This window comes from Zobellia alginiliquefaciens (assembly GCF_029323795.1).
In the GTDB taxonomy this organism is placed as follows: Bacteria; Bacteroidota; Bacteroidia; order Flavobacteriales; family Flavobacteriaceae; genus Zobellia; species Zobellia alginiliquefaciens.
This window is the reverse complement of record NZ_CP119758.1, coordinates 415,797-431,700: the sequence shown is the minus strand read 5'-3', so window position 1 is coordinate 431,700 and position 15,904 is coordinate 415,797. Positions and strand designations below refer to the sequence as shown.

Annotated in this window: 10 protein-coding genes and 1 other RNA gene; 4 read left to right on the top strand and 7 right to left on the bottom strand. The window is 40.2% G+C overall.

All coding sequences use genetic code 11. The annotated features are described in order from the left end of the window. Positions 1–3: 3 nt before the first annotated feature. A complete protein-coding gene (locus P0077_RS01780; protein WP_276167469.1) occupies positions 4–2,472 on the bottom strand; it encodes a TonB-dependent receptor in 2,469 nt (822 codons plus the stop codon). Between the two features lie 7 nt (positions 2,473–2,479). After that, positions 2,480–4,171, bottom strand: a complete 1,692-nt coding sequence (locus tag P0077_RS01775; RefSeq protein WP_276167468.1) for a M23 family metallopeptidase — start codon at positions 4,169–4,171, stop codon at positions 2,480–2,482. Between the two features lie 194 nt (positions 4,172–4,365). Between P0077_RS01775 and P0077_RS01770 the strand changes: the two genes are divergently transcribed. The 4 genes from P0077_RS01770 to rny all read left to right on the top strand — a co-directional run bounded on the left by P0077_RS01770 (position 4,366) and on the right by rny (position 6,825). After that, positions 4,366–4,656, top strand: a complete 291-nt coding sequence (locus P0077_RS01770; RefSeq protein WP_276167467.1) for a hypothetical protein — start codon at positions 4,366–4,368, stop codon at positions 4,654–4,656. Positions 4,657–4,671: 15 nt separating this feature from the next. Further along, positions 4,672–4,968, top strand: a complete 297-nt coding sequence (locus tag P0077_RS01765) for a cell division protein ZapA (protein WP_194527991.1) — start codon at positions 4,672–4,674, stop codon at positions 4,966–4,968. Between the two features lie 56 nt (positions 4,969–5,024). Beyond that, positions 5,025–5,135, top strand: a non-coding RNA gene (gene ssrS / locus P0077_RS01760) — 6S RNA. A gap of 121 nt (positions 5,136–5,256) precedes the next feature. Next, entirely contained in the window at positions 5,257–6,825 is a 1,569-nt protein-coding gene (rny, locus tag P0077_RS01755; RefSeq protein ID WP_276167466.1) for a ribonuclease Y, read from the top strand. 67 nt (positions 6,826–6,892) lie between these two features. Here rny and P0077_RS01750 read toward each other — a convergent pair whose 3' ends face one another. The 5 genes from P0077_RS01750 to P0077_RS01730 form a co-directional block, all read right to left on the bottom strand. Beyond that, the gene (locus P0077_RS01750; protein ID WP_276167465.1) at positions 6,893–8,374 is read right to left on the bottom strand and encodes a sulfatase family protein; all 1,482 of its coding nucleotides are present in this window, start codon (positions 8,372–8,374) and stop codon (positions 6,893–6,895) included. A gap of 36 nt (positions 8,375–8,410) precedes the next feature. Next, on the bottom strand, positions 8,411–10,051 hold the full coding sequence (locus P0077_RS01745) for a sulfatase (protein ID WP_276167464.1): 1,641 nt from the start codon (positions 10,049–10,051) through the stop codon (positions 8,411–8,413). Positions 10,052–10,087: 36 nt separating this feature from the next. Further along, positions 10,088–12,133 carry a glycoside hydrolase family 127 protein gene (locus P0077_RS01740; protein ID WP_276167463.1) on the bottom strand — a complete coding sequence of 682 codons (2,046 nt, stop codon included), beginning with the start codon at positions 12,131–12,133 and terminating at the stop codon, positions 10,088–10,090. A gap of 185 nt (positions 12,134–12,318) precedes the next feature. After that, positions 12,319–14,289 carry a glycoside hydrolase family 127 protein gene (locus P0077_RS01735; RefSeq protein ID WP_276167462.1) on the bottom strand — a complete coding sequence of 657 codons (1,971 nt, stop codon included), beginning with the start codon at positions 14,287–14,289 and terminating at the stop codon, positions 12,319–12,321. A 6-nt stretch (positions 14,290–14,295) separates the two neighbouring features. Next, complete coding sequence (locus P0077_RS01730) at positions 14,296–15,870, bottom strand: MFS transporter (RefSeq protein WP_276167461.1); 1,575 nt, start codon at positions 15,868–15,870, stop codon at positions 14,296–14,298. Positions 15,871–15,904 lie beyond the last annotated feature (34 nt).

Below are 15,904 nucleotides of genomic sequence, written 5' to 3'. Positions count from 1 at the left end.
GTCTTAAAAGCGCATGCTTAATCTTAGGTTGAACACGCGACTTGTCATGAAATTAGGGACTGCAAATTGTTGTTTGCTATCCACGTCCCTGACCCATGTATTGGTAATTGAATTTTGATTGTTGAACAAATTAAATATCTCAAATCCTGCGCTCAGTTCTTTAAACCTGTGCAACCAATGGTTTTTTTGATAGGTTCTGTTTCCGCCAACAAAAATATGGGAAATTCCTAAATCTGCACGTTTATAATCACGTAATCTTGTATTATACTGATAAGGGTCTGCATAATTTGGGGAACCACCGGGAACACCCGTGTTATAAACTAGGTTAAGGTACATTTTGAAATTGGGGAATTCAGGAATATAATCTTGAAATAATACACCCAATTTTAACCGTTGGTCAGAAGGTCTGGCAATATAGCCGCGGCCATTGCTATTTTCTTCTGTCTTTAATACTCCTATGCTTACCCAGGATTCAGTGCCGGGAACAAAAGCTCCGTTTAATCTTAAATCTGCTCCGTAAGCGTAGGCTTTAGCATCATTATTGGCAACATATCGTATGCGCACATCTTCTAGCGTATACGTATTTACGTGGTTCAATTTCTTATAGTATACCTCGCTCATAAGTGTAAAAGGACGGTCCCAAAGGTGAAAAGAATACTCATTGCCCAATACTAGGTGAATGGATTCTTGGGCTTTTACATCTGGATTGATGGTTCCGGTCGCATCCCGCAGTTCACGATAAAAAGGAGGCTGGTAATAAAGTCCACCAGAAAGCCGGAAAACCATATCCCTTTTCCAATTGGGTTTTAAAGACATCTGCCCGCGTGGACTAATAACAAATTGTGATAAGGTTTTAATGTCTTCTCCTGAAATTGTCCAGTGTTGCGCTCGAACTCCAATATTATAGTGGAAATCATGAGAGGCCAAGGAGAGTCTATTGCTAAATTGCACAAAACCTGAAAAGCGATCGGTCTTGACAAAATTTATAGCGTTAACACCATCATAAGCAACAAGTGGTGAGTTGGAAGGTTCTTCTGGTTCATTGGTATTGAACTCGGGCAAAGGTGGGCGAACAAAAAAACCAACGGAATCAATAAATTCAGATTCACGCAATTGATCGCGAATGTCTTCGTGAGTATATTTTATTCCCCATTCAAGCACTTTGTTTTCAATGGTATGGTTTCCTTTATGGGTAATGTTGAAAATTAGCGCATCCAGCTCGTTTCTAGCGCGGTTGAATTGTGTGCCGATGCCACGTAGATTGGTAGCACTCCCAAAAGAAGGACTATTAAGATCATTATTAATATCACCTAATGCATATTGTGCAATTACATCTGAATATTCTTCTTCTGTAGTGTGGTAGAGTGAAGCAATAAGCTTTAGTGTGGTATTTTCGTTTAAGAAATAATTCCCTTTTAACGCTCCTAAAACCGTGTTATAGCGATTGTTTTCTTCCCCTTGATAATATATTTTGAGTGATTTTGGGTCGTTAATAGTACCAAAATTGGTCTGCCGGTCTAAAGGTTCGTTCTTGTAATCGTTAATGGAGACCGTTCCCAGAAAGTCTAGATGGAATTTGTTGGAAAACCGATAGGTAGTAAAGGTTTGTGCATCTGCAAAAGTAGGGTTGAAATTGGAGTTGGTCTCTTGGCTATTTACTAGTAGGCCATTATTTCTATACCGAATGCCACTAATTGTACTGAGTTTTTTGTTTTTGGAAACCGTTTCTACAGTGGCACTCGCTCCTAGAAAACTTAAGTCTAATTGAGCGCCGGTTTCTGAGGGTTTCTTATAAGTGATGTCTAAAACGGATGAAAGTTTATCGCCATATTTTGCTTGGAATCCACCAGAAGAAAAACGAACATTTTGAACCATATCACTATTCACAAAACTCATTCCTTCCTGCTGAGCTGAGCGAATCAAAAAAGGACGATAGACTTCAATCTCATTTACATATACCAGATTTTCATCATAGTTGCCGCCGCGCACATTATATTGGGTGCTTAGTTCATTGCTTGAAGAAACACCGGGTAACAGTTTTAGGATATTTTCCACTCCAGCATTAGCTCCTGGTATATTTCGTACAATTTCTGGGCTTAGCGAGGTAATACCGGAAACCATTTTCTTTCCCGTAGGAGTAATGGTTACACCATCAATTTGTATGGCATCAACGCTCAATATAGGGTTGAATTCAAAAACTTCGTTGGTGGATAAAATTAAGTCTTCTAATATGGCATTTTTATGTCCTAAATGAGAAAATGTTATCGTAATGGGTTTATCTGCTATTACTTGCACTGAGTAAAATCCATTTTCATCGGAAAAAGTGCCGGAGGAGTTAGTGGTAATATGTACCTCTCTTAAAGGTTCATTGGCTTTGTTTAGAACTATACCCGTAAGCGTAGCGGTTTGTGCACTTGTGGCAAGTGTAAAACCGAATAGCGCAAAAACAAGGATAAGTCTAGAGCACTTCAAAAAGGTGTCATTTTCTGTAAAAAGTATGTGTCAAAGTATTGGTATTGCCCACATTGTCAGTCACGGTAACTTCAAGTTTGCATTCTTTCTGGTCAAGAATAACATCGTCAAAATTATAAGTTAGCGTAGCGGTTTTTGGCTCGTATTCCATCAATATCCATTTGCCGTTCAAGGTTGCGGAATACGTGTCTATACCACTTAGGTCATCAGTAATTCGTATGCTTAGATAGTGGTAGTTGTTCAGCCACTGTTTTTCTTTAAAGTTTTTAGCCTTTATCCTGGGGGCTACAGTGTCTTTCGCCAAAGTATAGGTGCCCAAGTTCCTGGTGCGTGTTGTAAATGTGTTCCCGCGTTTGTAAGTTGAGGCATGTGAAGGTCTTAACCTGCTGTCTAGCCTTGCAATGAACATTTGTTTTCTTTCCGCCTCGCTATATTTTGAAACATCAAAAGTAATGGTGAAGTTGCGGTGCGCCGCCACGGTAGAATTATGAATGCGGACCGTATCATCATCTTTTTTCAAATCAATATAGAAATTGTCATAAAAAGTATGAGCGGGGAAATACACTTTTGCCGCCCCTAGATCATAATTGTTAGGTTTTTTGGCAATTACATAGTTTTCGGTTTTCTTTTCGTCCTTATCGACCTTTATAAGTTCTTTTTTTCCTTCTACAGGGATGATAGCTTTGGTTACGTTGCCTGCATAATCCTTGATCAATAATTCAACCTTATAGCTTAATCCTTCGCGAATATCGATCTTACCTTCGTTTTCAACCGTGTTGTAAATGCTTAACTTATTTCCGGGGGATTTGTAAAGCAATTGAATGCGTTGACGGTATTTTCCGTAATGGTAATAATCAATTAGAGTATTGATATATCTAGTTTCTCCAAAAGAAAATGATTCTAAGTCATAATCCGTATACACTTTTCCGTTTACCAATTGCTGTACGGAATACACGCCATTGTGGTTAGCGGCAAGGTCTTGACGGTCAAAACCAACAAAGCCAAATCCTATTGTACCAACGGCATTAACGGGATCCGCTAAGAACGTTCCATCTTTTTGCCTCTTAAAATTAAGGGGCGTGGTGTTTTTACTTTGATTGATTTGTGCATCTTCAGAAAGAGGAAAACCGTACAGCTTTTGTAGCGTAGGGTTTGTAGCATCCCGGACGTCAAAACCGTACAACAATGGGTTCGTAGGTTTTTCAGAAATACTGCTTCTAATTTCAAAATGAAGGTGAGGACCAGAAGAACCGCCAGTATTTCCTCCGTAGGCTATTATTTCTCCTTTTTCCACCTTTATTTCGGCATAATCAGGGAAGTCTTCTACTTCGTAAGATCTTTTCTTGTACTGTAATTTTTTAATAAACTCTTGAATTTTAGGACTAAATTTTTGAAGGTGTCCGTAAACAGAGGTGTAGCCATTTGGGTGGGCAATGTATAGTACTTTTCCATAGCCCCAATGAGAAACTTTTATACGGGTAACACTTCCGTCTGCAATAGCATAAATGGGCAATCCTTCCCGTTGTTGGGTTTTTATGTCAATACCAGAGTGAAAATGGTTGGAACGTAATTCCCCGAATGTCCCGGCAAGGACCATGGGAATATCTACTGGAGACCGGAATGCATCTTGGGGGTATTTTTCTTGGGAAACACCAACAACAGTAGTAAACAGCAAAAGAAAGGCAAAAAGTTTTTTCATAATTCTAAGGGGCACAGATACGAAATTAGCCAAACGGTTTGAATTCTAGAAAATATATAGCGTCAAAAATGATACTTCTTATGTAACCAACGCTATTTAAAGGCTTAAAGTATTACTTGAAGAATAATTGAAAAAAGTATTGCTAAGTAGGGGCAGGTATGTTAACTTTGTGTAAAATGCATTGCGTTTGATTTATGAGTGAATTAGTCAAAGTCGTAGACTCGTTAGAGAATAAAATAAGCAAGCTTTTGCATAAGTTGGAGGTGCTACACCAATCCAATGCTAAATTGCAAGAGGAGCTTAATCATCTAAAGGAGGACAAAGACAAAGTGTTGGATTCTGTCTCTATGTGGGAGGAAAAATACAACTCGTTGAAGCTCGCAAACTCAATGCTTGGCAGTAATACGAATAAAACCGAAGCTAAGCTTAAAATAAATACATTGATCAGGGAATTGGACTATTGTATAGCACAACTTTCAGAATAATGTTTAAAAAATAAAATGTCGGAAAAGCTAAAAATAAAGCTTTCTATAGCTGATAGGGTGTACCCTTTGACCATTGATCCAAGCCAGGAAGAAGGCTTGCGAAAGGCGGCGAAGAACATTGAACAATTGGCGAAAAAGTTTGAACAAAGTTATGCTGTGCGAGATAAGCAAGATGTTTTGGCCATGTGTGCCTTACAATTTGCCTCTAAAATCGAGCAGCGTGGTATTGATCAATCCGAAGGAACCGAAAATGCAACCGAACGTTTAAAAGCGTTGGATCAGTTGGTGACATCAAAGCTAGGTTTAAAATAAAATACGTTCTTTAAAATACATAAGTTACTGCCCACATTGGTATTACCTTTTGACAAACTCAACATTTATTTTGTTTAAAAAGGGTGAGTTTAGATTGTAAAAGCGGGCCCTACTCGTATAGGGATTCTTGATCAGTCTTGTAGCCCTAAACCTGTTTATTGGAGTTTGTTCAAAACTTCGCTGATGTGGGCTTTTTTTATGGATTTGTTTGAGCAACGGTGGTCGGTACATGTATCACAATGTAACTGCTAAGTGCTCAGGCTTGTTCAAACCTAAATTGTTAGATATATGGATAGTGCAACACTTATAATAGCCGGTATCGTCGGCCTTGCGATTGGATTTGCCATCGCAAAATTTATGGAAAAGGGGAAAGCTTCAAAAATGCTTTCCAATGCCAAAACCGAGGCAAATTCAATAATCAGTGCCGCCAAGACCGAAGGCGAAAACATTAAGAAGGATAAGATTTTTCAAGCTAAAGAGAAGTTTTTAGAGTTGAAAGCAGAGCATGAGAAAGTAATTATTAATAAAGACAAGAAGATTGGCGAGGCCGAAAAGCGGACTCGGGATAAAGAGTCTCAGGTTAGTAATGAATTGGCCAAAAGTAAAAAACTCAACTCTCAGCTAGACGGTAAGTTAAAGGAAGTTTCCCATAAGGAGGCATTCCTTGAAAAGAAGCAAAATGAACTAGAAAAGCTTCATAAGAACCAAGTACAGCAGTTAGAGGTAATCTCGGGACTTTCCGCAGATGATGCAAAAGGGCAGCTGATGGAGTCGTTAAAGGAAACGGCAAAGACAGATGCTATGGCCTATATTCAAACTACCGTAGAAGAGGCTAAGTTAACTGCGCAGCAGGAAGCCAAGAAAATTGTTATTAACACCATTCAACGTATAGGAACGGAGGAAGCGGTAGAGAACTGTGTATCTGTTTTTAACTTGGAATCAGATGATGTTAAAGGTAGGATTATTGGTAGGGAAGGTAGAAATATTCGTGCTTTGGAATCTGCAACAGGAGTAGAAATTATTGTTGATGATACTCCGGAAGCGATTATTCTATCTTGTTTTGATTCGGTACGTCGTGAGGTGGCAAGACTTTCGTTGCACAAGTTGGTAACAGACGGTAGAATTCACCCAGCGCGTATTGAAGAGATAGTTAAGAAAACAGAAAAACAAATTGAACAAGAAATTGTAGAAGTAGGTAAACGTGCCGTTATTGATTTGGGTATTCACGGTTTGCACCCAGAATTGGTTCGTGCGGTAGGTAGAATGAAATACCGTTCTTCTTACGGACAAAACTTGCTACAACACTCCAGAGAAGTGGCTAAACTATGTGGTGTAATGGCCGCTGAACTTGGTTTGAACCCTAAATTGGCAAAACGTGCCGGACTTTTGCACGATATAGGTAAAGTACCGAACACGGAAGCAGAAGTAGAAACTCCGCACGCTATACTCGGTATGCAGTGGGCAGAGAAATACGGAGAGAAACCAGATGTATGTAATGCTATTGGTGCTCACCATGATGAAATTGAAATGAAGACGCTTATCTCACCGATCGTACAGGTTTGCGATGCCATTAGCGGTGCAAGACCGGGAGCACGTAGACAAGTATTGGACTCGTACATTCAGCGTTTAAAAGACTTAGAAGAAGTAGCTTTTAGTTTTGGAGGTGTTCAGAAGGCTTATGCTATTCAAGCAGGTCGTGAACTACGGGTAATCGTTGAAAGCGAAAAAGTGAATGATGAGAAAGCAGCACAGTTGTCTTTTGAAATTTCACAGAAAATACAAACAGACATGACCTACCCTGGGCAAGTAAAAGTCACTGTTATCAGAGAAACAAGGTCAGTGAACGTAGCGAAGTAGACTTCACTATAGATATCAAATAAAAGAGCCGCATATAGCGGCTCTTTTTTGTTTAATTAAGTGAATATTAATTGTGAACCGGAGGTTCAACAAGTTTATCCACTTCAAAGGTGCCTTCGTAATTTGGCATTACACCGCTATTCCATAGCTCTTGGTCTTTGCGTGAATAGACCCACAACGGAGCCACAAAACTGTTTGTCCATTCTTGTGTTCTTGCTACCATTTCTTTCAGTCGCTCAGGGTGCCGGCCTGCCAAATTTTTCTTTTCTCCTATATCCTCTTTAAGGTTGTGAAGTCGCCATGGTTCATTGCCCATTCTTGTAATTTTCCAATCGCCAAGCCTAGCTCCAACATCATTATAGCCTTCGCGATAGCGTAAAGAAAAAATCATTTCGTCTTTATAAGGTTCGGTTTGTTGAATTACATCCTCAATAATATTTTTTCCGCTTAATTCTTTTCCTTCCGGAAGTTTGGCATTAGCGAGTTCTACAAAAGTAGGGTAGAGGTCCATTGCAGAAACAGGAAAGTCAAAACGTTGCTCTTTTTTTATTCTCTTGGGCCAATGAAAGAACATTGGTACCCTATAACCACCTTCATAAGTATCCCCTTTTGTGCCTTTCAGCGGATAGTTATTGGCACCATGATCAAAGTTCCCACCATTATCACTTAAAAAAACGATTAAGGTATTGTCTAGTTGGCCTGTCTCTTTTAGGGTCTTTACAATGTTACCAATTCCACGGTCAACGGCATATACCATGGCCGCATAGGTTCTACGATCTTTGTCTTCTATGTGTGAAAACTTAGCTATATCCTCTGCCTTGGCTTGCAGCGGAACGTGCGGTGCATTATAGGCTAGGTAGATAAAGAAAGGTTGCTTCTTTTTTGTAGCCAAGCGTATGGAATTACTTGCCTCTCTAGAAAACTCATCCGTAATGTATTCGGTTTCATTGGCAGGCTTCCCGTTATGTTCCATGGGCCATAAATAATCCCTTATATTTTCTACCCCAGATTTAACCTGTGATTTGTAGGTAATGTTGTATTTGGCAGGGAAATAGTCATGGCCACCACCTAGAAAACCATAGAAATTATCAAATCCCCTTTTGTTAGGATGAAATTTTGGAGCGGAACCCAAATGCCATTTTCCAATTGCACTGGTGTAGTATCCCGCATTTTGAAGCACTTTGGACATATAGGTTTCTTCCACGGGAACGCCCAGATTATCCTCGTCTCTATCGCTGCTATTATGAAACAGATTATAAGGTGTTCCCGTTAAGTGCGGATAGCGCCCTGTTAACAATGCGGAACGACTTGGTCCGCAGAAGGGGTGCGCCACATACGCTGACGAGAAAATAGTTCCATTCTTAGCTAGTTTATCCATTTCTGGAGTGACAATATCCGTAGCGCCATTAAAACCAACATCGGCATAACCGAGGTCATCGCATAAAACAACCAGAATATTAGGACGAGTTTCTTGGGCAAGCCCGAAGGTTGTTACGGACAGAACAGTGGAATATAGGATTAGTTTAAAACGATTAAGATGAATTGACATAGATGTAAATTTAATTTAGTTTAAAAAGTATATTTTCTACTCATTAGTTTGTTCAGGTATATTTTTCTCGTTTTTGAATTGAGTGAATAATTGAGCCACCAGTTCAGGGTTTTCTGGAGCAATATTTACCATTTCCTCAGGGTCGTTCTTGTGGTCATAAAGCTCAAAGTAAAGAGGTAATGCTTGCGGTAGTGTACGGTCTTTCCAGACAATAAATCTATATTGGTCGGTTCGCATAGCATACCCCATTAATTTGTTTTCGAAGAGGTCTCTATTCCATTTTTCTTTTTGTTGGACTTTAATTTTTGCTTCAATACTTTCAATAAGCGGCCCAAAATAAGTTTCGCGCATAGCAGGGCGTAAGGGGTAGGAACCCCATTCCCGCAAGGCTGGAGAAGGAAACTGACTAAATACGGCTGTTTTCCAATCTTGTGTTGGATTGTCTAAAAGAGGTACAAAACTTTTTCCTTCTACATGACTAGGCTTTTCAATTCCGGCCAGTTCGCAAAGGGTAGGATACATGTCTATTAACTCTACCAGAGCTTCCGTTTGGGCTCCTCTATTTGCTTCGGGCATATCTGGAGTCCAAATCATAAGTGGAACTCTCGTCGCAATTTCATAGTTGGTGGCCTTGCCCCAAATACCCATATCACCCAGATGGTACCCATGGTCACTCCAAACAATAATAATAGTGTTATCCCGTATTCCAGCTTCATCCAAAGCTTGTATGGCGCGGCCAATTTGTGCATCCACATAGCTTACACAGGCCAAATATGCCTGTTTTAAGGTTTTTGAAAGACCCCGGCCTAACTTTCCTTTTTTAGGAATTCCTGATCTGACTCGTAACTCAAAGGACGGGTGAATACCCATTGCGGCACTGTTCCTAGGAGAGATACTGTCACTGGCCATTGGGATATCTTCTTCCTCGTACAAATCCCAATATTTTTTTGGCGCCACCCAATTTAAATGAGGTTTGTTAAAACCGAGACCTAAGAAGAAAGGCTTTTCATTGGTCTTTGCCATTTCTTTGATATGTGCAATAGCTAAATCCGTATTGTAACCATCAGCATAGGTATTATCGGGAACATCTGCCGATTCGTAGGCTGGACCCATAGCCAGACCGTATTTTGCTACATCGCCATATTTGGAAAACATATCCTTACGGGTGGCTTCACGAATGCTTTGGTTCTTGGGAAGTGCAAAACCCACAACCGATTTAGGATAGGGATTGGGCACACGACTCCACGATAGAGAATCATCTAAATCACCGTGATGAAATATCTTTCCGAAATAAGTAGCTTCGTAGCCATTGTTTTTAAAGAGCTGAGGTAAAGTAACGATATCCGGATATAGCTCACGTATTTTTAAATAGTTGTGAAAAATACCGCTGGTCTCTGGTCGAAGTCCGGTTAAAACGCTAGCACGTGATGGGCCACAAATAGCCTGTTGACAATAGGCTCGGTTAAACTGAAGACCATCACTGGCTAGTTTGTCTAAGTTAGGGCTTTGGACTATTTCAGAACCATAGGACCCCAGTTCTGGTCTGAGGTCGTCTATAGCAATGAATAAAATATTGGGTTTTTTGGCAAGCGCTTTTCCAGATTCACTTTTTTGAGAATTACAACCTAAAGCATGACCGAGCAGGAAAAAACAAACGATACATTTTGTTAGATTCATTTCTTTTAAATTACTTAATTTTCCTTTGGTCTTAAATCAATATTGCAATGGCAACCAAACGGACATATCATGAACACCACGGTTCGCCCATGCAAAATAAGGTATCATCTTTATAGGTGTTTTTTGTAGTTCAGGTTTTGCCAGTGGCTTGTATAGTTGTTTAGACCAATCTTCTTTTGGTAAAAGGTTGGCTTCGCCTTCCAAAACCGTAATCCCTGATAAAAGGTTGGCTTCATATTTAGGTTGAAACGAGATATTGCTAGGAACTATAATGTCTTTGATGTTAGTGCCTGCTACTAAATCTTCGCTCTCCAAGCAGTAAACTAAAGGACCACGTTTTACGGCTACTTGGTTTCTAGTCTCTTCAACATTTGGGTCCGCAGTAATCAATAGGGGAGCCATAGGTAGTTCTAGCTCTACCACATCTCCTTTTTTCCATTTGCGGGTAACTTCTGCATATGACCCTGCTTTTGGAGATTGGTCAACTTTTTCTCCGTTCACTGTAATGGCAGCGCTCTCCGCCCAAGCAGGAATGCGCAGCATTAAACTATATTCTTTTTTCTTTTTGGAATCAATAGTGATTTTGATATTCCCGTCCCAAGGATAATTGCTTTGTTGAGTTAGTTTGATGTTGGTGCCATCTGCTAAATCGGTATCAAGTACATTGCTTCCGTACAGGTTTACCCAAATTCCTTTTTCTGAAGTGCTATAAGCGTAGGTATGCATTTTGGCAATGGTACGGATGATGTTTGGGGGGCAACAAAAAACCGACATGAATTCACCGCGTTTGCCTTCATCTTTTGTATTCTGCGGGTGGCCTTCAATAAAACGTAATGGGTTGGTGTAAAAGAAATGTTCGCCATCTAATGAAATACCCGAAATGGCACTATTGTAAAAAATCAGTTCCATAATATCGGCAAAACGGCCTTCACCGTTCATTAAAAACATACGCCAGTTCCACATGGCATTACCAATGTTGGCACAGGTTTCGTTATAGGCTTTTATATTGGGAAGCTCATAATCTTTACCGTAAGCTTCAGCAACAATTGCATGATCGGATATTCCGAAATGGTGAGGGCCGGTTGCTCCGGTCAAGTACATTTTTTGAGTAGTTACGTTCGTCCAAATACGCTCTAGGTAGTCTTTTAAGGTTTGGTCACCGGTTTCCGCGTACAAATCGGCCACACCGGCATACAAATAGTTGGCATGGCCGGCATGACCCACTGCTTTGGATTCTTCCCTAACGGACGTACCCCTTTGGCTATGGTCCATACCACGATGGTCTCCATGTTTTTTGGGTGCTGTACCTAGCATGTTTACAAAGCTCTCAGTAAGCTCTAGGTATTTTTTGTCTCCAGTGGTGCGGTACATTTCTATCAGACCCATATAATGCGGCGGGTTCCAGTCTATACGAGCTAGTTCTGGAGAAGGTTCTTTAAAATGGTCGTAGATATTATCACTCGCTTTAATAGCTATATCAAGAAAGTTCTTTTTACCAGTGATTTTATAATGGACACAAGCAGCGGTCATGAGGTGTCCGAAATTGTAAAATTCGTGAGAAGGTCCGTTGGTATAGGGTTTTTCATCACTTTTAAATGGATGTTCGGATTCATGAAGAAAACCTGCAATACCGTGACCGATTTGAATTTTAGTGTGGATGTAACCATTGGGACGTTGTGCTTTTGCAATCACCGCGATGATTTCATCCATCTGTTGGTTTATCTTTTCATCTTTGGTCATTGCATATTCATACGCCAGTGCCTCTACATATTTGTAGAAATCTCCATCTGTAAAGGACCATCCTCTAAATTCCCCTTCCTCAAGGCCTGCAGCCACTTTAAAATTGGCATAGGCATGAATAATTTCAGGGTCGTCCATTAACCTGCCTAAATTAGGAATCATTACCTCATGGGCCGCTTTGAGTTTATCGGCCCAAAAACCATCCGTCCACCGACAATCATCTATATCAATGGTCTTAAGGTTCATGTGCGGGGTCTTTGAATTGTTCATGACCCCATGTTCTTGTGCAAAGCTGCAAATAGATAGTAATAAGCCGCCAGCAAGTGCTAATGTTCTTTTCATAGTTGAGTCTTAAAAAGGATAAATGTTTTAGTTAGGTTGAGATGGTTACTCAGGATTATAACCTGAGTCTCACAAATAAAACACTAAAACAAATGTTTCCTTTTACGTGGGTTAACCGCTAATGGCACTATTTTATCTATTTAGTACGGTCTGGTCTGTTTTTGGCAGAATATGGGAAATGGGTTTTAATCCTCCCAAACCACAGGCATGAATACTGTCATTTCGGCCTGCCCGCGATTACTCCACGCAAAATAGGGTACAAGTTGCGTTTTGTAAGGTGTCCATTCAGGTTTTTGAACGGTTCTGTAGATACCTTCGCCTTTATCTTTTCGGATTAGGACTTCTCCTTCTAGGGTAGTAACACCTCCTAAAAACTCAGTTTGATAAGTAGGTTCCAGTTTTTTGTTGCCGTTGAAGTAAATATCCAGAATGTCTGTATTCTCTGGTAAATCTGGAGATTCAATACAGTAAACTATTGGTCCGCGTTTTATAGCAATTTGATTCCGTACTTCTTCAATTCTTGGATGGCCTTCTATAAATTCAACTTCCATTGGCATGTCAAGAATAAGCACATCGCCTTTCTTCCAGTTACGCTCAATCTTCACGAAGCTTCCGGGAGTTATGGAGTTATTTAATTTTTCATTGTTGATTGTAATCTGTGCAGTTTTTGACCATTTTGGAATGCGTAAACTAATGGTGAAAGTATCTGTTTTACACTCCTCAATATTCATCTTTACCTTTCCTTGCCAAGGATATTCCGTTTCTTGCGAAATTTTAATAGGGGAACCATCTTGTAGATGGGACACTAGATTATTTGCACCGTATAGATTTACGGTTACTCCATTTTCAGAAAGACTATAAGCCCATTCCGAAACCGTAGCAATAGTACGAACTAGGTTAGGAGGGCAGCAGAAACAACTCAGATAAGGTTCTCTGTTGGGTGTTTCGGTCACATTTTCGTGTGCGTTATAATCTCTGGTGTTATTTAGCATCCGCAATGGGTTCGCATAAAAGTATTCTTTGCCCGTTACGCTAATACCAGATAATGCACTGTTGTATAGTACCAACTCAACAATATCTGCATATTTGGCCTCCCCTTTAAGATTTAACATGCGGTAGCTGAACATAGCGTTGCATAAATTGGCGCAGGTCTCATTATAGGCGGTCATGTTGGGCATCATATATGCATCTATGAAGCCTTCTTCTATCATATCACGATTTACCGAAGCTCCATAGTGGGCTTGACCCACGGCACCGGTTACATACATTTTCTTGGTCGTCACGTTTTCCCAAAGACGGTCTAAGGCATCAATAAGGTCTTTTTCTCCTGTCTCGGCATAAACATCTGCAGCTCCGGCGTAGTAATATAGGGCAAGCACGGCATGACCCACGGCTTCCTTGGATTCCCGTAAAGGTGTACGTTCCTGTACCATATCGCCAATAGGATAGCCCTCAGTGGTCGGGTGGTGTTTTACGTCATATTTTCCACGGTTGTCTATAAATTTTTCTGCGAGGGTCAAATACTTTTTGTCTCCTGTAACACGGTACAATTCTACGAGGCCCATTATCTGGGTCTGGTTAAAGCCAAAACGACCGTAATGTTTGGTGTCTGGCATAAAGATAGTGTACAGTAAATCTGCATGTTTTATTGCGATATCCAGAAAATTACGTTGTTCGGTAATGCTGTGATGAATACAAGCGCTAATGAGCAAATGTCCAGTGTTGTACATTTCATGGTATTTGCGATTTTCATAGCGATCAACGCCTTCTCTCAATTGTATCTGAGTCTGAAGGTACCCATCACTTTCCTGTGCTTTTCCAATTATGGTGATGTACTCGTCCAACTCATGAAGTAATTCTTTGTTTTTGGTTTGGGCGTACACATAGGTTTTGGCCTCCATGAATTTGTAGAAATCGCCATCATGCCAAAACATGCCTTGATGCTCGCCTTCTTTTTCTCCGGCCGCTATTTTAAAGTTGTTAAGTGCATGACCCACGTCTCCACATAATACGTCTCCCATATACGGCACCATGGCATTGACACAGAGTTCAAATTTATCGGCCCAAAAACCTGTAGTCCACTGGCAATTACCAATATTCAGACTTTTTAGTTGGGTATACGGGCTGTTTATATTTGAAGGAGTGGCTTGTTTCATTTCTATTTATTTTTTTCGTCTAGTGGCCAGCGCCAATTGTACTTCTTCTATAGTCATATTTTTGGTCTCCTTTAAATAGATATAAAGAATAACCAAGCCAATACTTACCACAATGGCATAGAATAAAAGGGTTGAGCTAATGCCCATAGTAGCTAATTGCCATGGAAAAAATTTCTGTACCAGATAGCTCACAAAACTGGTGATCAAGGTGAAAAATGGTATGGCAATTCCTCGTAGGGAAATAGGGAAAATTTCTGAAAAAAGAACCCACATAATCGGTCCTACCGAAAAATGAAATGCTGCAATAAAGCTTAGGATTCCCAGGAGTATGAGAATTGCGTTAATATTTGCGGCCTTTTGTAATAAAAGTCCGGAGTGGTTTCTGGCTTCGGTTTCTCCAATACTTTCTATTAAAGCATTTTTAAAGGCAATATCACTCTCGTAAGGAATCCCGACCAAGGCGGACAAATTTTCAGAGTTGGGAATATCCTTCATTTCGGTTATGGCTTGTTCGGTAATGGTGTAATCCGCCATTTTGAAACCATAAAAGCAAACCCCAAGACTTAGTACTATCCAAGCCATACCCCATAAAATCATGGGTCTTCTACCAATTCTATCAACCAGAAGCAGTCCCAGAACGGTAAAAACAATACTGGTAAGGCCAATGTATATAGCTTGGGCAAATGCCGCATCGGTACCAATGCCCAATTGTTCAAAAACAGTAGGTGCATAGAAAACGATGGCGTTAATTCCGGTGGCTTGTTGTGCAATTGCGATAGTCATGGCAATAATCATGGTGATTCGCATTGGCTTAGAAAAAATTTCTTTTAATTGAGTAATTATGGTGTGGTCTTGATTGCCTTTTTCAAGACTCGCCTTCATTTGACCTATTTTTTCCGATATTTTTTCTTGGACCGTAACTTTTAGTAGTATTTGTTCCGCTTCTTGCGTTCTTCCCTTATATAGTAACCAAGCAGGACTTCTGGGAATGAAAAATAAAAGAACGAACCATAATAGTGCAAAAATAATTTCAGTAGCAAGCATCCATCTCCAAGTATATTCGTTGATACCTAGGGTTGCTACCCAATTGGCATTAGAGTTTGCAAGACCAAGAATAAAGTAATTAATGAAGTACGCAGCAGAGAGGCCGAACACAATATTTATCTGGGTCATGGATACCAATTTTCCGCGCCATTTTGGAGGTGCTATTTCCCCAATGTACATGGATGCCAAAGAGATTGAGCTAAAAGCGAGTCCACCCAAGAAACGGGCGCTAATAAGCGTCCAATATGAAGGTGCCAAAGACGAACAGATTGCGGAAATGAGATAAAAGGCAGCGGCAATCATTAAGGTGGTTTTTCGTCCTAATGTGTTGCAAGCGTACCCCATGAACAAAAGTGCCAAAAGAACCCCCATGGCGGGAGCACCTACAACAGAGCCTAGCTCAAGTTCGTTCAATGAAAATTCAATTGTGATGAACTTAATCGTACCTGAGATAAGTGCAGCGTCCAATCCAAATATAAAACCGCCCATTGCCACAATGGTGGAGTACGTAAAAGCATTCTTTTTATAAGAATCCATAAATCGTCTAAATTAAGTTATGGTCAGTTACCAT